This window comes from Sphingomonas sp. Leaf22, assembly GCF_001421715.1.
Lineage (GTDB): Bacteria > Pseudomonadota > Alphaproteobacteria > Sphingomonadales > Sphingomonadaceae > Sphingomonas.
Genome location: NZ_LMKP01000001.1, coordinates 300,491 through 324,967, shown reverse-complemented (window position 1 = coordinate 324,967; position 24,477 = coordinate 300,491). Strand labels below are relative to the sequence as shown.

Below are 24,477 nucleotides of genomic sequence, written 5' to 3'. Positions count from 1 at the left end.
GTGGGCCAGCATCTGCCGATCGGCACGAAAACCATACTCATCGTCGAGGACGAGGCATTGATCCGCTTCGACCTCGTGGACTTCTTTGAAGATGCGGGCTGGCGGGTCTTCGACGCTGAGCACGCGGATGCCGCGATCGACATCCTCGACCGCCATCAGGAAATCGGCGTGGTGCTGACCGACGTGCAGATGCCCGGATCGATGGACGGGCTGAAGCTTGCACATCATGTCCGCAATCGCTTCCCCCCAACGATGCTGTTCGTCGTCTCCGGGCACGTCCGCATCCCCGAAGACCAGCTGCCACTTCAGGCTACGTTCCTGCGGAAACCGTTCGATCCGAACCGGCTGCTGGAGCAGATAGAAGGGGATCGCGGTTAGCTTTTCCGGAACGTGATCCCCGCCCCGGCTGTGGCACCGGGACGACGCCATCCTCCGGTTACATCGTTACGGACGCCGTTCGGGAACGTTGCCCTTTCCGTTGCTCGATCGGCAGCAGCCGACGACCAGTCAGGTCGTCGCCGCCCAGCCAAGGCGAAGCGCACCGCCGGGACTGCCGGCCACCGCAATACCCCCACGGTCGACGATCCCCCGTGCAACCGCGCGACGCTGGCTGGCGCTACCGCCCTCGACCGATATCTCCCGCGCCAACCGGGCCGAGCCCCATGCCGCCACATCGAGCGCGACGCTGTCGATCACGCCCGCATCGATCGCCACGGTCGGTAACGGGGTATCCGGCGGCGGGGCGAGCCGTACCTGCCATGCCGCGAGCGTCCGCCCGGCGCGGGCCTCCAGCGCCCGGTACCCGGCCATGCCGAGGCCCGGCAGCGTTGCGGCAACGGCCTCGATCGCGCGGCTCGCCGGATTGACCAGCGCCGACGCGGCGTCACTGCCCGCGATCAGCGCAAGGTCGGCGAGCGCACGCTGCCGGTCGCGGTCGGGATCGGGCGTCGACGTTCCGGCACGGGCGATCTGCGCTGCCTCGACGCCGCCCGCGTCGGGGTCGACCCGCAACTGGTCGACGTGCAGGTCGATCCGTCGCCCCAGACGTTGTTGCAGATCGGCGGCGAGGACGCGATCGGCCTGCGGGTCGACCTTCGGGGTCAGCACGACCGCGCGGACCCGGATCGGGGTCGCGGCATAGTCGATGTCGAGCTGTCCCAGTCGTGACGCGTCGGGAAACCGGTCACGGATCGTATCGCGGACCTGCCGCTGTGCGACGGCTTCGAACGCGATCTGGCGCAGGCCGGTACCCAGCGGAACCGACAGGACGCCCAGCGCGACGACGAACAACAGCAACTGCCAACCGGTATGCTGCGGCGACAAATGGCTGCCGAACCCATAGACGCGCGCGACCAGCGCAGCGGTCAGGGCGATGGTGATGGCGTTGGTCAGGAACAGCAACAGCGCCCCGGAGAACACCGTCCAGTTCCATGTCGCGATGCCGAAACCGACGACCGCCAGCGGCGGCATCAGCGCAATGGCGATCGCGACACCGACCACCGTGCCGCCCCGGCCACGGATGAGTGCATAGGCGCCCGCGACGGCCGACAACAGTGCGACGAGCAGGTCGAACAGGGTCGGACGGGTCCGCCCGGCGATCTCGCTGGTGATCGTCTGGATCGGGGACAGGCTGACCAGCACCACCGACAGCGCCACCGCGATCGCCGCACCCGCGGCCAGCGCGATCGCCGCCCGCCGGATTTCGCGGGTGTCGAGCGTGGCGATCCCGAACCCCAGGCCGATGATCGGCATCATGAGCGGTGACAACAGCATCGCGCCGATCAACACCGCGACCGACGGCATCAACAGGCCCAGCAGCGAGATCGCCGCCGATATCACGATCAGGAACGCGTATCGCCCCGTCCAGCCGGAATCCTCGGCGATCTGGCGCAGCACCGCGTCGTGATCCACGCCGCCGACCACCCACATCGACCACCAGCGGCGTGCCCTGCCCCGACCGTCCATCGCCGTTGCCGTCATCCCGTCCGTTCTCCCGCCCGCTCGATCCATACCCATGCAACGTGCGATGCGGCATAACGTCGCACGGGCTATCCCGGTCGAACAGGAGCGGCGTCGTTGCGCTCAGCGTCCGTCCAGCGTCAGCAACGCGACGCCCTGCCGGGGTAGCTGGACGGTGATCGACCGCCCGCCCCGGCCGTTGGCGCTCGACGACACCGCCTCTTCCTGCATCTTCGAGGCGGATTCCAACCGGGCATATTGCTTTTCATCGGGCGACTGCGGCGAACCCATTCGCTGCCACGCGGTGAAGGCGTTGGCGTGGCTGCCATCGACCCGCCACAACCGTACCGGTCCCGCCTTCGCACCGGCGATGTCGAGCTTCACCTGCGCGACCGGACCTGCGACGTCGTCGTCGTGATAATGCCATAGCAGCACCGCGATCCGCCCGTCGGGCGTCCGCGTCGCCAGCGTGCCGATATCGGCCTGCCCGCGTACCCCGTCCTTGACGACCGCATCCAGCGGCACCTGCGCGCTGCTGGTCGCGGCGATGCGTTCCGGACCCATCTTTGCGAACATGCGGAAAATGTTGAGCACCGGCAGGTCGACCCCGTTGGTCGACAATTGTCGATACCCGGCGAACCACGGTTGATCCTCGAATTCGAACGACCAGGACAGGATGCCGTCGATATTCACCTTCCGCCTGGCGGCAAGGTCCCAGATGCGCGCGAAGCTGGCGGCGGTGTAGCTCGAATACATCGTGCCGTTGCGATAGGCGTTTTGCGGTCCCGGACAGGCGGCGCATCCCTCCGGATCGCTTTCGCCGATCACGATCGGTTTGGCGGCCAGTGTCGGGAAACCGGCGACCTTGGCAAAGCCCCGATCGACGTTGCGCAAATGGGTCGACAGCCCCATGCGGACATGGCCGTCGACGAAGCTCGGCGCGCCCTTGGCATGGAAGGACAGGAAATCGGTCGGAGTCCCGGTCCGGCCGGTGACGTAATTCCGGCCGGAGGCGACGTGGCGCAAGAAGCCGTCCATGAACTCGCCCGCCACCGCGACATCGGGGCCGCCGACTTTCGCAGTCGGCAGTGCGCGCCGGACGGCGTCGATCGCGAAGTCGTGGAGCTTGTTGAATTCCTCCGGCGACGCCTGCCAGTAGAATTTCGAATCCGGTTCGTTCCAGACTTCGAAATACCAGCGGTTCACCTCATCCGCGCCATACCGTTCGACGTTATGCCGGGTCCATTGATAGACCAGTTCGGCCCATTTGTCGTAACCGTCCGGCGGATAGGTCCATCCGGTCGCGATCAGCCGATAATCGAACCCCGGTCGCCAGCTATGCTGGTAGGGCGTGCCCTTCGGCGCGGTCGACAATGCCTCGGGCATGAACCCGATCTGGAGATAGGGGCGGACGCCGCGCGCCAGATAGGTGTCGATGATGTTGTCCACGATCGTCCAGTCATAGACCGGCTTGCCGTCCGGCCCTTCGGTATAGGCGTTGGTGCTGCCCCATTTGAACGCTGCCGTGCCGTCGCCGGTGCTGAGCAGGTTGTGCGCCCGGAAGAACACCTCGCCGCGCTTCAGGTCGCCCAGTTCGACCAGCAATTTGCGCCCGTCCTTCATCGTTGCGTAATTGGGCTCGTCCGCGCCGAAGAAACGCCACGCCGGCGGCAGCGGCCCCAGGGACTTGCGGGCGTCGACGGTGACCGAAACGTCGCGGACCGGCACGGGCGCAGTGGCGTCCGCCGGTAGCGGCTGCGCCATGGCGACCGTGGCGGACAGCCCTGCTGCGGCCAAAGCCGTCGGTGCGACGAAACGGATCATGGCCCTCTCCCCTGTACGATTTCGCGCGACCCGTCTCTTGCGGGCTTTGCTTCAAGTTACCTTTACTCCTACAAGGATCTGCATGACCGCAAGTCCAAAGTGCGAAACGCATTGATCGGGATCGCGACGTAGGTCGTTGACTTTGAACGGGCTACGTCGCCCTCTTCGTTCCGGCGCGGTCGTGCCCGCTCCCTTGTTCGAAAGGCGATTTGTGCTGCGATTTTCCCTGCTATGCCTCGGCACCGCGCTGTTGACCGGTTGCGGCGCTACGGACTCCGTCCAGAATGCGACCGCCTCGACGCCCCCCGCGGCCGCGCCGGTCAATTATGGCGGGTCGACGCCGGCCACGACGAAGCCGTTCAAGACCAGCACCGTCGCGACGTTCGACAATCCATGGGCGCTGGCGTTCCTGCCCGATCAGCGGATGCTGGTCACCGAAAAACCCGGTCGGCTCTGGCTGGTAACCGCGGCGGGTGCCAAGGCTCCGGTCGCCGGCGTGCCGAAGGTCCATTTCGAGGGACAGGGCGGACTGTTGTTCGTCGCGACCTCGCCGACCTTCGCACAGAACCGGCAGGTCTATCTGACCTATTCCGAACCGGGCGAAGGCGGCGACGGATTGGCGCTGGCGCGGGCGACGCTGGACGTGACCGGCGCGCAGCCGGCGTTGCGCGACGTGCAGGTGCTGTGGCGACAATTGCCGCGCGGGGCCGGCGGGCAGTTCGGCGGCTATATCGCCTTCTCGCCGGACGGGCAGTATCTGTTCCTGACCTCGGGCGAGCGGCAGCGTTTCACCCCGGCGCAGGACCCCGATCAGGCGCTGGGCAAAATCCTGCGCCTGACGCTGGACGGCAAGCCGGCCCCGGGCAACCCGCTGGTGGGCAAGGCTGGCGCGACGACGATCGGCATCATCGATCCGCCCGAAAACACCGGGGCGGCGGCAAAGGCGGCGGTGCGCAAGGCGCAGATGCCGGCCCCCAATCTGACGCCCGCCGAAACATGGTCGACCGGCCATCGCAATCCCTATGGTCTCGCCTTCGACGCGCAGGGGCGGTTGTGGGAGACGGAGATGGGACCGCAGGGCGGCGACGAGCTGAACCTGATCGACGCCGGCGGCAATTACGGCTGGCCGGTGGTGTCCTATGGCAAGAATTACGACGATACGCCGATCGCCTCGCCCGCCGGCAACGGCAAGTTCCACCAGCCCGCGCTCTACTGGACGCCGGTGATCGCGCCGGCCGGGCTCGCATTCTACGACGGTGCCATGTTTCCGCAGTGGCGCGGCTCCGCCTTTGTCGGCGGGCTGGCCGCGACCGCGCTGGTCCGGATCGCGTTCGACGGCAAGACCGCGCGCGAGGCGGAACGCTGGGACATGGGCGCGCGCATCCGGGCGGTCATGGCGGGGCCGGACGGCGCGCTATGGCTGCTGGAGGATGGAAACGACGGACGTCTGCTCCGGCTGACCTCGCCACGGGCGGGCTGACGCCGGACGTTCCCGCAACAGCCGAGATCCGTTCAGCCGCGGGTGGTTCGCGACGCCTGCGCCGTGCTGATGCTGGCGAGCATCGTTTCATATTGATCGGTGTTGAAGCCGGCGGCGAAGAATGCCGCGAGTTCGTGGACCGGCACGGCATAGCCGCGGTGCCAGCTGAGCACCGCCATGCGGCGCAGCGCCTCCAGCTTCGGGTCCGCCAGATTGGGATCGCGGCGGCGGGTACCGAAGACGCGGCCAAGCGCGATCGACAGCGGCGACGGTTCGCGCAGCGACGCCATCCGGTCGCGTTGCGCCAGGGCAACGACCGACCATTCCAGCGCGGTCAGGCCGGTGGGAGCCGGTTCGACGGCGACGGGTGGGGCAATGGCAGGTGCGGCGGCGGGGGTGGCGAACAGCGTGTCGCCGGAGAAATCGACATAGGCCATGAGAAATCCTCCCTTGGGTTCAAAGGCATCCAGCAGCGGGCGCACGGGGGCGACCGCCAAAGCCCCCCTTTCGGAGCCGAGACGCTGGTGCGGGGACGCAGATCGCCGACGCCTGCGACGCGGAGGTCGAGCGGAAGCAGTCTGCGGGTGGTAAAGTTGATGAAGGTTACACGTACCGCCGAATTATGGGGCGGTCACGACGCGACGTCAGGTTCGGGCATAGCGGCATCCTTGCGAGCGCCGGGACATCGGTGCGATGCCCTCTTCTATACTGATCGGTATATTAAGCGCCGATCGGTCCGTCAACGCCTTTTGTACCGGTCGGTAGAATAATTCTACCGGCCCGGCCACATCAACAGGCTGGTGTCGACGATCCGTTCGAGGTCGGCGCGGGTCGCGCCCGATCCCGCCTGTACCGCCATCCCCTGCACGATCGCGTAGAGATAGTTGGTCAGCCCATCGATATCGACGTGACCGGGCAGGTCGCCGTCGCGCTTGGCCTGTTCGAATCGCTCGACCAACGCAGCCTGTGACGATGCGCGGCGCTGCATCACGTCGGCCTTGATCGACGCCGCTTCGGCACCGCACGCGGTCGCGCTGATGACGCCGAGGCACCCTTTCGGATCGCAACTGCTCATCTGCGCATCGATCGCGCCGCGCATCAGCCGTTCGGCGACGGCACGCGCGGTCGGCTGTCGCAGCGCCTCGCGCATATATTCCAGCTTTTCGGATTCGTAGAGTTCGAGCGCCTTGTGGAACAACGCTTCCTTGTTGCCGAATGCCGCGTACAGGCTGGGTTTGGTGATCCCCATCGCCTCGGTCAGGTCGCTCATCGAAGCGCCTTCATACCCCTTCGACCAGAAGACGCCGAGCGCGGCCGCCAGCGCCTTGTCGACGCAGAATTCGCGGGGCCGGCCCTTGGCGGCAATCGTCAACGTCTTTTCCATAACGGACGGTACATATTCTATTCGCGCCGTTGCGCAAGGGCAGGATGCCGGATGGGGGCGGCCATATCGGCTTGCGGACCCCTGGAATCCCGATCGACGTGTGCGGACAAACCACCGGCGATCGGCGATCCGCCATGGACCGTCAGCGGCGCCCCGGACGGGGCGCCGCCGATCGTCAGGCCGTCTCGATCCCCCGCGCCCGGTCGAGGGTGACGCGGTGGCGGGCGACGACCTGCCGATCGAACGGTTTGGCCATGACCGTCGACACCGCGACATGCTCCGCGACGGCGGCATCGGGGGTGAGCGTCAGCAGCGTATAGCCCTTGCGATCCTGATCGCAGAACACGACCTCCCGGTTCGCCTCGGCGATATAGTCGCCGAGGCCCGGCAGCACCGCGCCGAACGATGGGCTGGTGATCGCGGTGCAGCCGAATTCCGCCGCGGCCAGCCGACCGCCATCGTCGTACAGATCGTTCGACCATGCGGCATGGCTGTCGCCCGCCAGCACGATCGGCCGGCTGCCCGCCCGCCGGAACGACTGGTACAGCCGCTCGCGCGCCGGCGGATAGCCATCCCACGAATCAAGGTTGAACGGCGCGCCCGCACGATAGCTCGCGATCGCTGCCGTCATCCGCGCCCGCCAAGGTTCGGACAGCTTCGCCATCGTCGCCGCGAACCGTCCGGCCCCCATCAGCTTCGGCAGGTCCGGTCCGGCGACCCGCGCCATCACCACCTGATTGCCGAGCAACTGCCACGGCTTGCCGGCCCGGACCGACCGGGCGAGCGTCTCCTCCAGCCAGCGTTGCTGGGTCGCACCCAGCAATTCGCGGTCGGGACGGGCGCGCGCGGCCAGCACCGTCGCGACCTCGTCGGGTTCGCGCGTGTCGCCCTTGAACGCCACCTGCTGCGACCGGGCGAGCAACCGCGTTTCGACCATTGCCAGCGTGGCGAGGTCGCCGAATTCGAAGCTGCGATAGATCGCCTCGCGCCCCAGTCCGCGGCGCGATTCGCGGATCGGCATCCATTCGAAATAGGCCTGCATCGCCGCCGCCTTGCGCGCGCCCCAGTCGCCTTCGGTCGCGGGATCGTGGTTTTCGGCACCACCGACCCAGCCGTCATTGGCTACTTCGTGATCGTCCCACACGCAGATGAAGGCGGCACGGGCATGGGCCGCCTGCATATCGGGATCATGCTTCACTTGCGCATGGCGGCGACGATAATCGTCGAGCGTCAGGATCTCATGCGACGGATCGGGCAACCGGTCGAGCTTGCGCCCGATGTCCGCGCCATAGCCGTCCGCGCCATATTCATAGATATAGTCGCCGAGATGGACGACCGCGTCGAGCCGCGGCAGCGCCGCCATGTCGGCATAGGCGTTGAACAGCCCGCCCGGATATAGCTGACACGACGCCACCGCGATCGTCAGCCGCTCGACGCGCCCTTTGGGCAGCGTCCGGAACCGCCCGACCGGCGAACGCACCCCGTCCGGAGCGGCGAACCAGAACCAATAATCGCGCCCCGGTGCCAGCCCAGACACCTCGACCTTCGCCGTATGGTCGGCCGCCGCCCGCGCAGTGACCTTGCCCGACCGGAGGGGTTTTGCATCGGGGCCGTCGGCGACATGCCATTCCAGCGCCGCGTCGCCTGCCCCGTCCGCGACCGTGGCGCGGGTCCACAATACCGCGCCGTCCGCCGCCGGATCGCCACTGGCGATGCCATGGTCGAACCGCGCCGTGCGCGCGGTCGCCGCCGTGGCGAACCCCGGCAGGGCCAGTCCCGCGCCGCTGCCCAGCAGTGCCAGCGCCCCGCGCCGTCCGATCGTCGTCATGTGAAGGTTCCTGTTCGTAAAGGGGATCAGAAGCGCGCGGTGAGTTGCGCGCCGTAGAGGCGCGGTTCACCGGGGATGAAGGTTGGAATACCGAAGCCGCCGCCGGTATTGCCGGCGTCGGGCAGATCGGCGGCGTCGAAGTTCGATCTCGGGGCAGCGAGAGCGGGGTCGATGCCGGTCCGTTCGCCTGGCACGGCTTTGGCCGGCGTGGCTGCGCCGGCGAAGGCAGTGCCTGCGCCGGTCAGCGAGCCGAAGACCGGCAGGCGCGCGTCGAGTGAGCCAAGCGAAACCGAAACCATGGATGCCCCTGTTGAAGTCGGCAGACCCTTGGCGACGGTTGATGAAGCTCCAGCGACGTCGGCGTGACGCGGGTGTTACAGATGCCGGTTTAGCGCGTTCTCGCGATAGGCGAAGTAGCGGAAATCGGCGGGCGTGCCCTGCCCCGACATATCCTGACACGCCATGCCGACGAACGTGCCGGTGAAGTTCGGCAGGCCGGTGATCGTTGCTTCGTCGGACAGGAGGCTGGCGTCGAACACGTCGTCCAGCCATTGCCAGTCGGCCAGTCCCGTCGCGCGGAAGGCGAAGCGCAGCGTTTCGTGGTCGACCTCGGCACGCAGTTCGATCGGGCCGGCGGGTATGGCGATCGGCACGGAGGTGCGGCTGCGGCCCTCGCCGATCGGTTCGACTGACAGGACCTGCAACCGGCGCTGTCCGGCATCGTCGGCGGTCAGGTGCAGGAAATGGAATTTGGTCGAGTTGTAGTAGCAGACCAGCCCGGCCGCCTGCTGAAAATCGGTCGGGGTGAAGTCGACCTCGGTCTCGGCGGTGTAGCAGAATGCCTGTTGCCGGCGGGCGACCAGCGCCTGTTCGAAATGGCTGCCGATCGTTTCGCGGCCGTGGAGGCGGAGGTGGCCGGGCCGTTCGGTCAGGCTGAACAGGCGGTCGGGATAGGGGGTGCGCAGCCACTGGAACGGTTCGGGCAGGTCCGGGCCGTCGAACCTATCGCACCGGTCGATGGCGGGCGCTTCGGTTGCGACGCCCGGCACCGCCGCCTCTGGCAGCGCGGGACGCAGCCAGCCGTCCGCGCCCCATGTCATCGGCTGGATCGCCGTTTCGCGGCCCAGCACGCAGCGGTCGCTATCGGGCAGCGGACGGCCGCATAGATAGGCGAGCCATGTCTCGCCCGCCGGTGTCTCGACCAGATCGCCATGACCGGTGCGTTGCAGCGGCAGGTCGGGCCGGCCGCGCGCGGTCAGGACCGGGCCGTCGGGATGGACGTCATAGGGGCCGAACAGGTCGCGCGAACGGGCCATGACCACCGCATGGTTCCGTTCGGTACCGCCTTCGGCGACCAGCAGGTGATACCAGCCGTCCCGTTGGTAGAGGTGCGGCCCTTCGGTAAAGCCGAGCGATGTCCCTGCGAAGATGGTGCGGCGTTCGCCGGTCAACCGCCCGGTGGCGAGGTCCATCTGCTGCACCACGATGCCGGCGAAGCGTTTGCGGTCGGGGCGGTGATCCCACAGCATGTTGAGCAGCCAGCTGCGCCCGTCGTCGTCATGGAACAGGGCGGGGTCGAAGCCGCTGCTGTTCAGATGCACCGGATCGGACCAGTCGCCGTCGATCCGGTCGCTCCACGCCCAGTAATTGTGGAAATCGCGCAGCGACGCGCCCTTCGCGCCGTCGACGGTGGTGCGGCCGTATCGCTTCACGTCGGTGAAGATCAGGTGGAAGCGGCCGTCGGCATAGCTGAGGTCGGGTGCCCAGACGCCGCAGGAATCGGGGTTGCCGCGCATGTCGAGCTGGCCGGGGCGGCGCAGCGGCCGGGCGACGAGCCGCCAGTTGGCGAGGTCGCGCGAATGATGGATCTGCACGCCCGGAAACCATTCGAAGGTCGAGGTGGCGATATAATAATCCTCGCCGGCGCGGACGATCGACGGGTCGGGATTGAACCCGCGCAGGATGGGATTGCGGATGGTCATACGGACTTTCGTATCAGGGTCCACAGCAGCGCGGCACCGACCAGGTCGAGCAGCCCGAGCAGGACGAAGAAGGGTTGATAGCCGACGCTGTCGACCATCGAACCCAGCACCAGCGTGAAGATCAGCACGCCGAGATTGGCGGCGGTGCCCGATACGCCGGTGGCGGTCGCCACCTGATCCTGCGGGAACAGGTCCGATGTCATGGTGATGACGGTCACCGACAACGTCTGGTGCGCGAACCCGCCGAGACAGAGCAGCGCGACCGCCGCCAACGGGCTGCCGACCGTGCCGACGAACATCATGCCGGTCATCAACACCGCGCCCAGCGTGAACGCCCAGCGGCGGGCATCGATCAGGTCGACCCCGCGCCGCTGCAACCATGCGACGACCGCCGGACCGAACAGGCAGCCGAGATCGGCGGCGAGGAACGGCAGCCATGCGAACATCGCGATCTGCGTCAGGTCGAACTGCCGTACCTGCACCAGATACAGCGGCATCCACAGCGACAGCATTCCCCATACCGGGTCCGCGAGAAAGCGCGCGGCAGCGATCGTCCACAGGTTGCGCCGGCGCAGCAGGTCGCGCAGCGGCGGGCGGCGGCGCTGTTGCGCCAGTGCCGGCTCCTGTCCGCCGAGGATCAGATCGCGTTCCTCCGCCGATACCGCGCGATGCTGGCGCGGCGGGGCATACCATGCCAGCCATGCGCAGACCCAGACCAGCCCTAGCCCACCGGCGACGAAGAACGCCGCCCGCCAGCTATGGTTGAACACCGCCCATGCGACGAGGACCGGTGCCAGCACCGCGCCGAACGACGCGCCGATCTGATAGATGCCGCCCGCCAAGCCGCGTTCGCGTGCGGGAAACCATTCGGCGACGACCTTCATCCCCGCCGGCTGCGCCGATCCCTCGACCAGGCCCAGCGCACCGCGCAGCGCGGCGAAGCCGAACCATCCCGCCGCCAGCCCATGGCCCATGGTGATGAGCGACCAGACCGCGACGAACAGGGTGAAGCCGATCTTCAACCCGATCAGGTCGAGCAGATAGCCCGCCACCGGCTGGAACATGATCCCGAACTGGAACGCACCGGTGATCCACGAATATTGCGCGGACGATATCCCCTGTTCGGTCATGATCGCGGGTGCGGCGACGCCGAGGATGCTGCGGGTCAGGTAATTGATGACCATCGCGCCGACGAACAGCGCGATGATGGTCCAGCGCACCGATTTGAATCGCGCCAACTTACCCCTCCCGGTAACGTTACCATCTTTTCGTAGGCGCTTCCGGTCGGGTTGCGCAAGCCCGATATCGGCCCTTGCCGGGCGTGGTCCGGCACCGATACGGTGCGTCGATAGACGACCGCGTATCGCGCCGCGTCGATCGGCCATCGCCATCCGCAATCCATCGTAGAGAAACGCTTGACCCACCCCCCTCGCCGACGTCGCAGCGTCACGATCATCGATGTCGCGAAACACGCCGGGGTGTCGCCGATGTCGGTGTCGCGGGTCATCAACGGCGACAGCGGCGTGCGCAAGGAGACGCGCGCGATCGTCGACGATGCGATCCGCGCGCTGAACTACACCCCCAATCTGATGGCGCGCAGTCTGGTGACGTTGCAGGAGATCCGCATCGGCGTGATCTATTCCAACCCCAGCGCCGCGTTCATGAGCGATTTCCTCGCCGGCGTTTTCGAGGAGGCATCGAACCGCGCGGCGCAGTTGATCCTGCTGAAGGGGCAGGCCGGCGGCGCGCCGACCGCCGACGCGGTCGGGCGGTTGCTCGGCTCCGGGATCGGCGGCGTGATCCTGGCCCCACCGCTTGGCGAGGCAGTAGGCTTGCGCAGGATGCTGCATGATGCCGCATTGCCGGTGGCGGTGGTCGGCGCGGTCGCCAGCGACGCGATCTCGGTCGGGATCGACGATCATGGCGCAGCGCGCGACATGACGCGTCACCTGATCGCGCTGGGCCACCGCCGGATCGGCTTCGTTGTCGGCAATCGCGGGCAGCAGGCGAGCATTGCCCGGCTCGACGGGTTCCGCGCCGCCATCGCCGATGCGGGCGACGTCACGGCGACGATCGTGCATGGCGATTTCAGCTATGCATCGGGCCTGATCGCGGGCGAGCAACTGCTAGGGTCGGACGATCGCCCGACGGCCATCTTCGCCAGCAACGACGACATGGCGGCGGCGGTGGTTTCGGTCGCGCACCGCCGCCACCTCGACATCCCTGCCGATCTGACCGTCACCGGTTTCGACGACAGCACGGCAGCGGTCACGCTGTGGCCGCCGCTCACCACGATCCGGCAACCGGTACAACAGCTTGCCGCCGAGGCGCTGCAACTGCTGATCCGCGAGATGCGCACCGGTATGCCGCTGCCCGCCGGGGAACGGTTGCGCGTGCTCGAGCACGTCCTGGTCGAACGCCAGTCGACAGCCCCGCCACCCGGCTGAGGTCGGGCGGCGTCAACCGCCATGCCACGCTGCCAGCAACGACCGAACCGGCGTGTCGCCGGCGAAGACTACCGTCACGTCCAGTACAAGACCCGCGCCGCCGGCAGCGTCGTGGCGATCGCTTCGGCAAAAAAGTCCCGCAGCGCCCGCATCGTTTCCGCGTCGTACACCTGCTTCTCGCCGCCGAACTTCGTCCGCTTCGTGGTCCGGTTCGCCAACCCCATGTCGAGCGACGATCCGGGATACCAGCGGTCCAGCACCGCTTTCGAACCGGCGGTGAAGCGATGGGTGATGAGTTCGATCGTCAGGTCGAGATCGGGCACCGCCCCCAGCGCGGCCGCCGCGTCGGCCAGCAACGCCCCATAGGCCTCGCGCCACCCTTCGGCCGCGATGATCGGTGCGATCGTGAGGCCAACCGGATATCCGGCCATCGCCATCCGCGCCAACCCCGCCAGCCGCGCGGCGACCGGATCGGTGCCCCCTTCGAACCGGGCAAAGGCCCGCGGGTTGATCGAGGCGCGCATCCGCGTTCGACCGCGATGGTTCAGGTCGATCAACGGATCGACGCCGGCGAACTTGGTCGTGAAGCGCAGTTGCACCGGCGCATCCCACCGGCCGAACCACGCGATCGTCGCCGACAAGGCACCGGTGATCGGTTCCAGCGCGAGCGGGTCGGTATAACAGGACGCCTCAAACGTCGTGCCCTCCCCGGCGCGATCGCGCTGACGCGACGTCACGCTGCCCTGCCCCAGATAATCGGGCAGTCCGCCCAGTATCTCATCGAGATTGGCATAGACCCGCGTGATCGGCGGCCCCTTCAGCGAGCCGGCAAGATAGCAATAGCCGCAATGTGCCGGACACCCCTCCGCCAGATCGACCCGCCAGTCGGCACTGGGCGCAATCGGTTGCAGCCGGCGCTTGGACGGCGGCGCGACCACTACCGCCAGCGTCGCCTTCGCCGCGGCATAGGCGCGACGTGGATCGTCGGGCAGGTCGAGCGCGAGCCGGTCGCCGGGCAGCAGCACGACCTCCACCCCCTGCGCCGCCGCGCGGTCGGCGATGGCGCGGCCATGGGCGAACGCCATCGACGATCGGGTGACGAGCAACCGGCGCGGTCGCCATGCCATTGGTGCCTGTAACGGCGGGAGGGGGACGACAGCCATCGCCCCCAAACGATCCACACCGGCAGACGGTCCGGCGCGATCCCCTTGCCGTGCGCCGTTACGGGGCCGAGCGGAAGCGAACGATACAGCTGTCCCACGGGGCCAGCACCATCGCGCCCTGCCCGGTGCCGGCGGCACAGATGCGTTCGCCATAGGTCGGCGCGGGCCCCGCCCAGCCGCCCGGAGCCGCCGTCCGCGCCGTCGCGCTGATGTTGGCCATCACCAGCGCGCCGCTGCCGTCGGGATTGACGCGGGCAAAGGCGAAGACGGCCGGATCGCCGCTTTCGAGCGGAACATAGCGGCCGGTGCGGAAGGTCGGATCGGTACGGCGCAGTCCGGTCAGGCGGCGATACCAGTGGAGCAGCGACTGCGGATCGCGCTCCTCGGCCGCGACGTTGCGCGTCCGATAGCCTTGCGCGGCCGGCAGCCATGGCGTGCCGGTGGTGAAACCGGCGGCCGGCGCGGCACTCCACTGCATCGGCGTCCGCGCCCGGTCGCGTTCGTCGGTGCGCGGGCGTTTCGGCCCGATCGGTGCCTGCGCCAGCGTCGCCTTGTCAGCGTCGCCCATGCCGATCTCCTCGCCGTAATAGAGCAGCGCGACACCCGGATTGAGCAGGGTCAGCGCCGCCGACAGCTTGGCGATCCGGTCGTTGTTCACCCCGTCGCCGAACTCGCTCCACTGGCGCGACTGGTCGTGGTTGCTGAAGAATTCGACCGGCGTCAGCCCGTCGAGCTTGGTCGCGGCCTCGTCATAGCGGCGCTTCAGTTCGCCGGCGTCCAGTTTGGTGATGTTGCCGACGAGGAAGTTCATCGGCAGGTGGATCTCGTCCTTGTCCTTCCCATACACGGCGCGCAGCTGTTCGATCGACCGGGTCGAGGATTCGCCCAGCAGGATCGGATTGCCGGGATAGGAATCGACGACCTTGCGCATCTCGCGCAGCACCTGATTGGTGCCGGGCAATTGCGAGTTGTACGGTTTCAGCCAGACCGGATCGGCGGCGGGGTTCGGGTCCTGCGGCCAGTTGCTGTCCTCGAACAGATAGGGCGTCGCATCGAGACGGAAGCCCGACGCGCCATGGTCCAGCCAGAAGCGCACGACGTCGAACATCGCCTGCTTCAGCTGCGGATTCGACCAGTTCAGATCGGGCTGCTGCGACAGGAAGATATGGTAATACCATTGCTTGGGGGTCGGGTCCCATGTCCAGCTGGGGCCGCCGAAGATCGATTTCCAGTTGGTCGGCGGCTTGTCCGGCGTACCGTCGCGCCAGACATACCAGTCGGCCTTGGCATTCGTGCGCGAGCTGCGTGATTCCTTGAACCACGCATGTTCTGCCGAACTGTGGTTGACGACCAGATCGACCAGCACCCGGATGCCGCGCTTGCGGGCTTCGGCGACCAGCATGTCCCAGTCCGCCATGGTGCCATATTGCGGATCGATCGCGGTGTAATCGGACACGTCATAGCCGAAATCGGCGTTCGGCGATTTGAAGAACGGCGTGATCCAGATCGCGTCGAGTCCCAGCGACTGGAGGTAATCGAGCCGCGACGTGATGCCGCGCAGATCGCCGATGCCGTCGCCGTTGCTGTCCTGAAAACTGCGCGGGTAGATTTCGTAGATCGTCGCGTGCTGCCACCATGGCTCGGCCGTCGGTGCGGTCGTGGCCGTAGCGGATACCGCCGGCGGTTCCTGTGCCGACACGCCGGTCGACGGCAGAACCGTCGCCGCAAGCAACGCCGCGACGCTTATGCTGTTGCGCATATTATTTCCTCTCCTCGTTACCCGACGGATACAGTGTGCAATCGATTGCTGCAACCGGTGTTATACGCGTGACGTATTTGCAACAGCTACACAAGGTTACGAATACGTATGCGTAAATCCGTGATTGCAAACGATTGCGGTATTGCATATCCGATCCGGAACGCGGGAAGTCGCCTTGGCAAAAGACCGCATAAAAAAGACGTCAGGAGAGGATTACAGATGACTTCACGGCATACGCTTGCTTGCTCGACCGCCGCGCTCGCGCTGCTGGTGGCGACGCCCTCGCTGGCGCAGACCGCCGGCACCACGGTCGTCCCGCCGGTCGATCCCGCCGCACCGGTGACGCAGCCCCCGATCGGCGCGCAAACCGACCCCGCTGCCGTGACGGAGGAAGCACCGTCGGAGGACATCGTCGTCACCGGCCTGCGCGCCAGCCTCGAACGCGCCCAGTCGCTCAAGCGCAACAACAGCTCGGTCGTCGAAGCAATCTCGGCCGAGGATATCGGCAAGCTGCCGCAATCGAGCGTTGCCGACTCGCTCGGCCGCCTTGCCGGTCTGGCGGGGGAGCGCCGGTCGGGCCGCATCAGCGGCATCTCGGTCCGCGGCTTCCGTGAAGACTTTGTCGGCACCACGCTGAACGGCCGCGAGCTGATCGGCATCGGCGACAATCGCGGCGTCGAATACGACCTGTACCCCGCCGAAATCGTCAGCGCCGCCGTCGTCTACAAGACGCCCGACGCCGCACTGACCGCGATGGGCGTCGGCGGCACCGTCGACATCCGCACCGTCCGCCCGCTGGAGCGCAAGCGCGCGCTGATCGCCAATGGCAGCTTCGAACAGAATGGCCAGCCGTCGCGCAACCCCGATTTCAGCAACCGCGGCTATCGCTTCGCCCTGTCGTACAGCGACAAGTTCGCCGACGACACGATCGGCGTCGCGCTGACCGCTGCCACCACGTCTTCGCCGGTGCAGAATGAATTTTCCAGCGTCTGGGGCTATGACGACGGCGCGATCACGTCCGGTCCGAATGCCGGCAAGCAGGTCGTGTCGGGGTACGAAGCGGCGGCGCGCTCGCGCGTCCTGAAGCGCAATACTGTGGCCGGCGTCGTCCAGTGGCGCCCGGACGAAAAGTTCACCGCCACCGTCGACGCGCTTTATATCGATTTCGCCGACACCGGCATTTCGCGTGGCTTCATCGAACAGCTGCCGGTCGCCGCCGACGGCAGCGGCGTGCTGAGCGCCGATGGCGATCTGGTCACCTCGGCCCGGACCAGCGGCTATAATTCGGTGTTGCGCAGCGATCCGCTCGACAAGCAGGGCAATCTGTTCGTCGTCGGCGGTAATTTCGACTATGCCGCGACCGACAATCTCGACCTGAAGTTCGACGTGTCGCACTCGACCAGCAGCAAGAACGACACCCGTGGCGAAAGCTATTCGGGCCTCGGCCGTGCCGGTTTGCGCTCGCAGGGGCCGAACACGATCCGCGAATGGACCTATACCGATCGCGGGCTGATGTTCGCGAACAACAGCCAGTCGTTCGACAATTATGCCGCGGTCAAGCTGGCCGGACCGCAGTCATGGGGCGGCAGCCTCGCGCCGATCACCGAACTCGACACCGCCGCCGCCCGTGCCGCCGGCATCGGCTTCGCACAGGCGCAGGACGGCTTCGTCAACTCGGCGCTGTTCGACGAATATCTGAACTCGGCGCGGATCGATGCGACCTATCGCTTCGACGACAGCTTCCTGAAATCGATCAATATCGCGCTGCGCTATTCGGATCATGAGAAGTCCAAGACCAATCAGGGCTTCTTCCTCACCGCCGAAACCTATCCGTCCGATGGCCCGATTCCGGAAGACGCCCGTCGCGGCGTCGCCGATCTGGGTTGGGCCGGTCTGGGCAACGTCGTCGCCTATGACGCGCTGGGGCTGATCAACAGCAGCTTCTATCGCCGCTGGGATGCCGGCGCGCTGGAACCCGATCGTCTGGGCGATACCTATTCGATCCGCGAGAAAGTGTGGCAGCCTTCGATCAAGGCCGATTTCGAGCTGCAGACCGACTTCGCCCGCGTGTTTGGTAACGTCGGCGTGCAGGGCCTGATTACCGATCAGCGCGGGACCGGCTTCACCTCGCTGATCGCGTCGAACCTGCGGGTGCAGGCGACGCCGATTTCCGACGGGGCGAAATATACCCGCATCCTGCCGAGCATGAACGTGAACTTCGATCTGGGCAGCGGCCACACCCTGCGCTTCGCGGCATCGAAGGTCGTCAGCCGGCCGCGCATCGACTTCCTGAACCCCGGCTCGTCGGTCAAATTCCGCAACAATGTCGCCGAAGTGACCAGCACCGATCCCGAACGCGGGCCATGGCTGTCGACCGGCGGCAATGCCCGGCTGCGCCCGTACGAGGCCAATCAAGCCGATCTGTCCTATGAATATTATTTCGCCAGCGACGGCTTCGTGTCGGTCTCGACCTTCTACAAGAAGTTGACCAACTGGAACGTCCAGAACAGCACGATCCGCGACTACACCGAATTCTACATTCCCGGCTATCACCGCGCGGTCAGCAGCGACGGTCAGACGGTCTTCACCCCCGCCACCTTCCTCGGCGTGGATACGACCTATACCGGCGGGCTGAAGGGCGATGTGAAGGGTGTGGAGGTGCAGGGATCGGTGCCGCTGCGGTTGCTGACCGGGGCGCTGGACGGGTTCGGCCTTACCGGGTCGGCGGCATTTACCGATGGTCAGCTGGACAATGGCAGCGACATTCCGGGCCTGTCGGCGCGGGTGTTCCAGGGCACGGCCTATTTCGAGAAATACGGCTTCTCGGCGCGGGTATCGGCGAACAACCGGTCGAGCTGGCTGTCGGAGGATCGCGGCGGCAGCAATACGCTGGGGCCACTCAACCGCGCCGGGCAGACGCTGGTCGATGCGCAGATCGGCTACGACTTTGCCGGATCGGGCGTCCGCTATCTCGAAGGGCTGCGGATTTCGCTGCAGGCGATGAACCTGACCAACGAACGCGACACCTATCGCGACTCGGGGACCGGTCTGTTCCTGCGCAACGAACAGTTCGGGCGCAACTTCATGGCGAACCTGACCTACGCCATCTTTTAAGCACGGTTCGCGACAATATTCTCGCCGGCGGCGTCCGGCGGGGATAGGTCGTGCCGGCACGAAGGAGAGACGCATGGCCGCTGCGATCAACGGGGTCGTCATCGTCGGCGGCGGGACAGCGGGCTGGATGACGGCGGCGCTGCTCGCCAAGGTCATCGGCCCGCAGGTCCGCATCACACTGATCGAATCCGACGAGATCGGCATCATCGGCGTGGGCGAGGCGACGATTCCGCCGATCCAGCACGTCAACGCGGTGCTGGGCATCGACGAAGCCGAATTCCTGCGCGAGACCCGCGCGACGATCAAACTTGCCATCCGCTTCGACGATTGGGGCGCGATCGGGGAATCCTATTACCATACGTTCGGCGCGGCGGGGCGCAACACCGCTTTCTGCTCGTTCCACCATTATTGGAACCGGGCGAAGCGCGCCGGTATCGCCGGCGATTACTGGGACTATGACCTCAACTATCTGTGCGCGCGCGAGGGCAAGTTCGCCAGGATCCAGGTCGACGACCCGCTCTGGCACCTGCCCTATGCCTATCATTTCGATTCCGGCCTCTACGGCCAATATCTGCGCCGCTACAGCGAAGCGCGCGGCGTCGAGCGGATCGAGGGGCTGGTCGAACAGGTCGCGCGCGATGGGGAAAGCGGCAACGTCACCGCCCTGATCATGCGCGACGGCCGTGAGATTACCGGCGATCTCTTCATCGACTGTTCGGGCGGGCGCGGGCTGCTGATCCAGCGGCAGTTGAATGTCGGCTATGAGGATTGGGGCCATTGGCTGCCCTGCGACCGCGCCATGGCGGTACCGACCGCGCGTCACGACGACACGCCGCCCTATACCCGCTCGACCGCCCGCAGTGCCGGTTGGCAATGGCGTATTCCGTTGCAACACCGGGTCGGCAACGGGCTGGTCTATAGCAGCCGCCACCTGACCGACGATCAGGCCGCCGACCTGCTGCTTGGCAATCTCGATGGCGAGGTGTTGGCCGAACCGCGCATCATCCCGTTCCGAACCGGCCGCGCCCGCCGGCAATGGGACCATAATGTCGTCGCGATCGGGCTGTCGAGCGGGTTCCTCGAACCGCTGGAATCGACCAGCATCTATCTGATCCAGTCGGCGATCGTCCGGCTGCTCCACCTGTTCCCCCATGCCGGCTTCGACGACCGCCAGATCGCCGAATATAATCGCCAGTCGCGGATCGAGTTCGAAACGGTGCGCGACTTCATCATCCTTCATTACCACGCGACCCGGCGCGACGATTCCGACTTCTGGCGGCATGTCCGGACCATGGCCCTGCCCGACCGGCTGGCGGACAAGATCGCGTTGTTCCGCGCGACCGGCACGTTGACGCAGGACCCGCTCGACATCTTCATGGAACCGTCCTGGGTACAGGTGCTGATGGGGCAAGGCATCGAGCCGGCCGACTATCACCCGCTGGCCGACGGACCGACCGATGCCGAACTGGCCGAGCAACTGCGGCAGCTGGCCGCGATGAAGCGCGAACCGGTGCCCAATATGCCCGCCCATGATCGCTGGCTGAGCGGGTTCGGCGGGGCGGCCGGGTGAGCCCGAGCATCGTCATCCTGGGCGGCGGCACGGCGGGGTGGATCGCCGCGCACCTGTTTGAGCGCGCATGGCCCGATGCGGCGATCACCGTCGTCGAATCGCCCGAGATCGGCACGATCGGCGTCGGCGAGGGGTCGACGCCCTCGCTCAAGCGTTTCTTCGAGATCATCGGCGCGGCGGAGGCCGACTGGATGCCGCGCTGTGGCGCGACCTACAAGGCCGGTATCCGCTTCGTCGACTGGAGCCCCGCCGCCCCGTGGCGCGACTATCGCCACCCGTTCACGACGCAGATCGACGTCCATACCGAGGACGCGTTCGTCCTCAATTGCCGCAACCGGCGCCTCGGCCATGACGTACCGGTCAGGCCCGACGACTTCCTGCTGAACGGCGTGCTGTCGGCCAAGGGCCTCGCGCCGGTCGCGCCGCCGAACTTCCCGTTCCGCATCGAATATGGCTATCACTTCGATGCCGGCCTGCTCGGCCAGTATCTGCGCGAGCTGGCGGTCGCGCGCGGTGTCGTCCATCGCCCCGCCAAGGTGACCGAGGTCCGACGCGCCGAAAATGGCGACATCGCCGCACTGGTGACCGACCGCGAAGAGACGATCGCCGGCGACATCTTCGTCGATTGCAGCGGCTTCAACGGTCTGCTGATCGAACGCACGCTCGGCGTCCCGTTCCACAGCTTCAAGGACCATCTGTTCAACGACGCGGCCGTCGTCCTGCCGACCGAGATGACCGGCCGGCCACCGGTCGAAACCGTCGCCACCGCGCTGTCGAACGGCTGGTGCTGGTCGATCCCGCTCCGGCATCGCGTCGGCAACGGTTATGTCTATGCCCGCGATTGCCAGTCGTCCGACGCCGCCGAGACCGAATTGCGCCGGACGCTGGGGGTCGGTGACGAAGTAGCGGCGCGTCACCTCACCTTCCGTGTCGGACAGGTCGCGCGCCATTGGGAGCGCAACTGCGTCGCGGTCGGCCTGTCGCAGGGGTTCGTCGAACCGTTGGAGGCGACCGCGCTGCATCTGGTGCTCGGCACCGTCGAACAGTTCATCCGCCATTATCGCGACGGCGGCTGCACCGACCGGCACCGCGCCGCGTTCAACACGGTAGCGGCCGAGCGGATGGACGGCGTGCGCGACTATATCGTGGCGCATTACAAGCTGAACACCCGCACCGACACCGACTATTGGCGCGCCAACGCCGCGAACGAGGCGCTACCCGATCCGCTGCTCCACATCCTCGACCGCTGGTTCCGGCGCGGCGACATCGCCGAGGAACTGGCACGTCAGGGACAGCGCAGCCATTTCGGCAACTTGTCATGGCATTGCCTGCTCGCCGGCTATGGCGCGTTCCCAGCGGTCAGCGAGGCGCGACGCGACGACATGGACTTCTACGCCGCGCGAACGGTCAGCGCGTTTCTCGAAGGGTGCAGCCTGAACTTCGCCCAAGCCTGACCTAGGGCCGATCGACATTCAATAAGGTTTCGACTTCTCCCCTCCCTGACAAGAGCGTCGGGCCGGTCATGCCCCCGGCATGACCTAAACAGTGCGGCGCACAGTTTACCCGACGCTGGTCGGGGGTGGGTTGGCCAGCGAGGGATCGACTCGCCAGCCACAGACCGACCCACCCCCAGCCCCTCCCTTGTCAGGGAGGGGAGCAGTTCACCGACTGACGGATGAATGTCGATCTGTCCTAGCGCCCCGCCTGCATCTCGGCGACGACGGCTTCGAGCTGCCGGTCGAGTTTGCGGTTGTTATATTCCGCCACGACCTTGGCGAACGCGGCACGACGCAGCGCCACCACATCGACCTCCCCGCGCGCGATCCGGTCGAGCGTCGCGGCGATGCCGTCGCCGTCGCGCTCGTCGACCAGCAGCCCGCAGACGCCATCCTCGATCAGTTCGGGAATGCCGCTGTGCCGCGTGGCGAGGACGAGGACGCCGTTGGCCATCGCCTCCATCAGCGACACCGGAATGCCCTCCATATCGCCATTGGCGGCGGTGACAGATGGCAGCAGGAACACGTCCGACTGTTCCAGTTCGGCAAACACCCGTCCGTGCGGCTGCGGCCCGAGAAACGCGATCGCATCGCCCGACGGCAGTGCTGTCGCCTGCAATTCCTGTTCCAGCGGCCCGGTGCCGATCACCTGATAGCGGATATCGGCCTTCGCCTTGGCGACGCCGTCGATCGCATAGGCGATGCCCTTCTTTTCGACCAGCCGCGCGACGCTCAGCACCCGCAGCGGCGACTGGATCGGCGCGTCGAACGACGGCATCGCCGCCTCGTCGATATCGACCCCCATCCGCAAAACGGTGATCCGGGCATCGTCGGCACCCCAGCCCATCAGCCGTTCCCGCCACAAATTGCTGATCGGCAGCAGCCGTTCGGTCCGCGCGAACAATTGCTGGTAGAACGGCTTCATCTGCTGAATGAGCGCGATCTCGGTGATGTCCAGCCCGTGGAAGATCGTGGCGATCGGCCCGTCGATGACGCCTGCCGACCGCAGGAACTCGGCGCGTACGCCCGGCGGGCCGAAATGCGCGATGATCGCGTCATAGCTACCCAGATGCCGCCCGATCGTCCCCGCCAGATCGGCGAGCGGCGCGTTGTAGCCGCCCTTCGCCGCCTTGATCGCGCAGATCAGCGTGGTGCGGAAACGACTGCCGAGGATCGCCGTTGCCCCCCGCCCGATCCGTTGCGCAATCGAGCGATGCGGATCGCGCGCGGTGCGGATCGCGCGCAACTGCACCTTTCCCGCCAGCGGATCGGCCACGTCGGGATGATATTTTCCGGTCACGACGGTCACTTCGTGGCCGAGATCGATCATGCCCCGGATCTGGCGGATCACGAAGGTTTCGGACAGCACCGGATAGGCGGCGAGGAAGAAGGCGATACGCATCGGCTGGGCCATGGTCAGCCGACCAGCGACCGCAGCTTGCGCGCGATCCGCCGCGCGATGCCCGGCCGTTCGACCGGTGCCGGCGCGGCGCTGGTCGGCGGTGGCATGGTCGCGGCCAGTGCCTGTGCGCGCTCCGGATCGGTCTTCGCCAGCAGATGCAGCGCCAGCGACGGGATCAGGACGTCGCGCCGTTTGAACGCGCCGGTGACGTGATAGATATAGGTATCGTCGTCATCGCTCAGATACGGCGTCGCATCGGTCATGTCGGCCCATTCGCCGGCGGGCAGCGTCGACGCCGGCAGCCGGTTGAACGCCTTGGGCAGGATCGTCAGCGGCACCTTGGCACTGTTGAGCAGATAATAAGTCAGGGTCTGGTGCGGATAGGCCGCGAACAGCATCTCCCGTGCCGCCAGGATGCGTTCGGGCGAAATGGCATCGGCCATCCCCCGCGTATAGAGCATGACTCCCGAGTTCATGTAATGCTCGGGAGTATAGGGAATTTCCGGCTCGCCGCGTGCCTTCAGATATTTGCGGATTTCCTTGAAGCTCAGCTCGGCATGGGCATGGCTGGTCTCGGTCAGGCCGACCGCGCCTGGTTCGATGAAGTCGAACACGTTGGGCGCATCGTGCTTCACGCAGCAGGAATCGTCGACGACCAGCACGCGGTCATATCCCTCGATCGCCAGCAGGCGCCACGGCAGGAACGCCTTCAGCGCATATACCCGCTTATGGGCGCGGCCGGGGCTGTCGGGCAGCGCCGGCAGCGGAAAGTCCTCGTCCGACGGTTCTTCGGTCTGCAGGATGAAGGTTGCCCCGCACCGCTTCGCATAGTCGCGGAACAGTTCGGAGGTGACGCGCGACCATGGCCGTGCGCCGATCGCGATCATCAAAATGGCAAGCCGCTCGTTCGATCCAGCCACACTCATGGTCGAACACCTCCCTTTTTAGTTCCGATCCCGACCAGCCCCCCGGCACGGTACGGAGCGAACCGACAATTCATGCTGCAAGTGCGAACCAATGGAGCAAGCGCGAACCGATGCCAAGCCAAATCCAGCCACCCGCTGGTACA

At 66.5% G+C, this 24,477-nt stretch carries 18 protein-coding genes; 6 read left to right on the top strand and 12 right to left on the bottom strand.

What is annotated here, in order from left to right; all coding sequences use genetic code 11:
* The gene (locus ASE70_RS01510; protein WP_082450498.1) at window positions 1-378 is read left to right on the top strand and encodes a response regulator; all 378 of its coding nucleotides are present in this window, start codon (window positions 1-3) and stop codon (window positions 376-378) included.
* 129 nt (window positions 379-507) lie between these two features.
* Here ASE70_RS01510 and ASE70_RS01505 read toward each other — a convergent pair whose 3' ends face one another.
* The gene (locus tag ASE70_RS01505; RefSeq protein ID WP_235519512.1) at window positions 508-1,980 is read right to left on the bottom strand and encodes a DUF389 domain-containing protein; all 1,473 of its coding nucleotides are present in this window, start codon (window positions 1,978-1,980) and stop codon (window positions 508-510) included.
* Between the two features lie 102 nt (window positions 1,981-2,082).
* On the bottom strand, window positions 2,083-3,783 hold the full coding sequence (locus ASE70_RS01500) for a GH39 family glycosyl hydrolase (RefSeq protein WP_056500606.1): 1,701 nt from the start codon (window positions 3,781-3,783) through the stop codon (window positions 2,083-2,085).
* A 211-nt stretch (window positions 3,784-3,994) separates the two neighbouring features.
* Between ASE70_RS01500 and ASE70_RS01495 the strand changes: the two genes are divergently transcribed.
* Window positions 3,995-5,263: a PQQ-dependent sugar dehydrogenase gene (locus ASE70_RS01495; protein WP_235519510.1), complete on the top strand. Its 1,269-nt coding sequence runs from the start codon at window positions 3,995-3,997 to the stop codon at window positions 5,261-5,263.
* Between the two features lie 32 nt (window positions 5,264-5,295).
* Here the strand turns inward: ASE70_RS01495 and ASE70_RS01490 are convergent, their stop codons facing one another.
* The 6 genes from ASE70_RS01490 to ASE70_RS01465 form a co-directional block, all read right to left on the bottom strand.
* On the bottom strand, window positions 5,296-5,760 hold the full coding sequence (locus ASE70_RS01490) for a hypothetical protein (protein WP_235519509.1): 465 nt from the start codon (window positions 5,758-5,760) through the stop codon (window positions 5,296-5,298).
* A 275-nt stretch (window positions 5,761-6,035) separates the two neighbouring features.
* Window positions 6,036-6,647: a TetR/AcrR family transcriptional regulator gene (locus ASE70_RS01485; RefSeq protein ID WP_056500599.1), complete on the bottom strand. Its 612-nt coding sequence runs from the start codon at window positions 6,645-6,647 to the stop codon at window positions 6,036-6,038.
* 175 nt (window positions 6,648-6,822) lie between these two features.
* Complete coding sequence (locus tag ASE70_RS01480; protein ID WP_056500596.1) at window positions 6,823-8,475, bottom strand: alkaline phosphatase D family protein; 1,653 nt, start codon at window positions 8,473-8,475, stop codon at window positions 6,823-6,825.
* Window positions 8,476-8,501: 26 nt separating this feature from the next.
* On the bottom strand, window positions 8,502-8,774 hold the full coding sequence (locus ASE70_RS01475) for a hypothetical protein (RefSeq protein ID WP_056500592.1): 273 nt from the start codon (window positions 8,772-8,774) through the stop codon (window positions 8,502-8,504).
* A gap of 75 nt (window positions 8,775-8,849) precedes the next feature.
* A complete protein-coding gene (locus ASE70_RS01470; RefSeq protein WP_056500587.1) occupies window positions 8,850-10,457 on the bottom strand; it encodes a glycoside hydrolase family 43 protein in 1,608 nt (535 codons plus the stop codon).
* Window positions 10,454-11,695 carry an MFS transporter gene (locus ASE70_RS01465; protein ID WP_235519507.1) on the bottom strand — a complete coding sequence of 414 codons (1,242 nt, stop codon included), beginning with the start codon at window positions 11,693-11,695 and terminating at the stop codon, window positions 10,454-10,456. Before ASE70_RS01465 ends, ASE70_RS01470 begins: the two co-directional genes overlap by 4 nt.
* 177 nt (window positions 11,696-11,872) lie before the next feature.
* Between ASE70_RS01465 and ASE70_RS01460 the strand changes: the two genes are divergently transcribed.
* Entirely contained in the window at window positions 11,873-12,904 is a 1,032-nt protein-coding gene (locus ASE70_RS01460) for a LacI family DNA-binding transcriptional regulator (protein WP_082450496.1), read from the top strand.
* 74 nt (window positions 12,905-12,978) lie between these two features.
* Here ASE70_RS01460 and ASE70_RS01455 read toward each other — a convergent pair whose 3' ends face one another.
* On the bottom strand, window positions 12,979-14,067 hold the full coding sequence (locus tag ASE70_RS01455) for an SPL family radical SAM protein (protein ID WP_056403751.1): 1,089 nt from the start codon (window positions 14,065-14,067) through the stop codon (window positions 12,979-12,981).
* A gap of 58 nt (window positions 14,068-14,125) precedes the next feature.
* Window positions 14,126-15,826 carry an alpha-glucosidase gene (locus ASE70_RS01450; protein ID WP_056403753.1) on the bottom strand — a complete coding sequence of 567 codons (1,701 nt, stop codon included), beginning with the start codon at window positions 15,824-15,826 and terminating at the stop codon, window positions 14,126-14,128.
* Between the two features lie 219 nt (window positions 15,827-16,045).
* Between ASE70_RS01450 and ASE70_RS01445 the strand changes: the two genes are divergently transcribed.
* The 3 genes from ASE70_RS01445 (at window position 16,046) to ASE70_RS01435 (ending at window position 21,964) form a co-directional block, all read left to right on the top strand.
* A complete protein-coding gene (locus tag ASE70_RS01445) occupies window positions 16,046-18,940 on the top strand; it encodes a TonB-dependent receptor (protein WP_056500581.1) in 2,895 nt (964 codons plus the stop codon).
* Between the two features lie 73 nt (window positions 18,941-19,013).
* The gene (locus ASE70_RS01440) at window positions 19,014-20,510 is read left to right on the top strand and encodes a tryptophan halogenase family protein (protein ID WP_056500577.1); all 1,497 of its coding nucleotides are present in this window, start codon (window positions 19,014-19,016) and stop codon (window positions 20,508-20,510) included.
* Window positions 20,507-21,964 carry a tryptophan halogenase family protein gene (locus ASE70_RS01435; protein WP_056403761.1) on the top strand — a complete coding sequence of 486 codons (1,458 nt, stop codon included), beginning with the start codon at window positions 20,507-20,509 and terminating at the stop codon, window positions 21,962-21,964. Before ASE70_RS01440 ends, ASE70_RS01435 begins: the two co-directional genes overlap by 4 nt.
* Window positions 21,965-22,202: 238 nt before the next feature.
* Here the strand turns inward: ASE70_RS01435 and ASE70_RS01430 are convergent, their stop codons facing one another.
* Entirely contained in the window at window positions 22,203-23,408 is a 1,206-nt protein-coding gene (locus tag ASE70_RS01430) for a glycosyltransferase (RefSeq protein ID WP_162235905.1), read from the bottom strand.
* A gap of 14 nt (window positions 23,409-23,422) precedes the next feature.
* Entirely contained in the window at window positions 23,423-24,334 is a 912-nt protein-coding gene (locus ASE70_RS01425; protein ID WP_156347281.1) for a hypothetical protein, read from the bottom strand.
* Window positions 24,335-24,477: the final 143 nt, after the last annotated feature.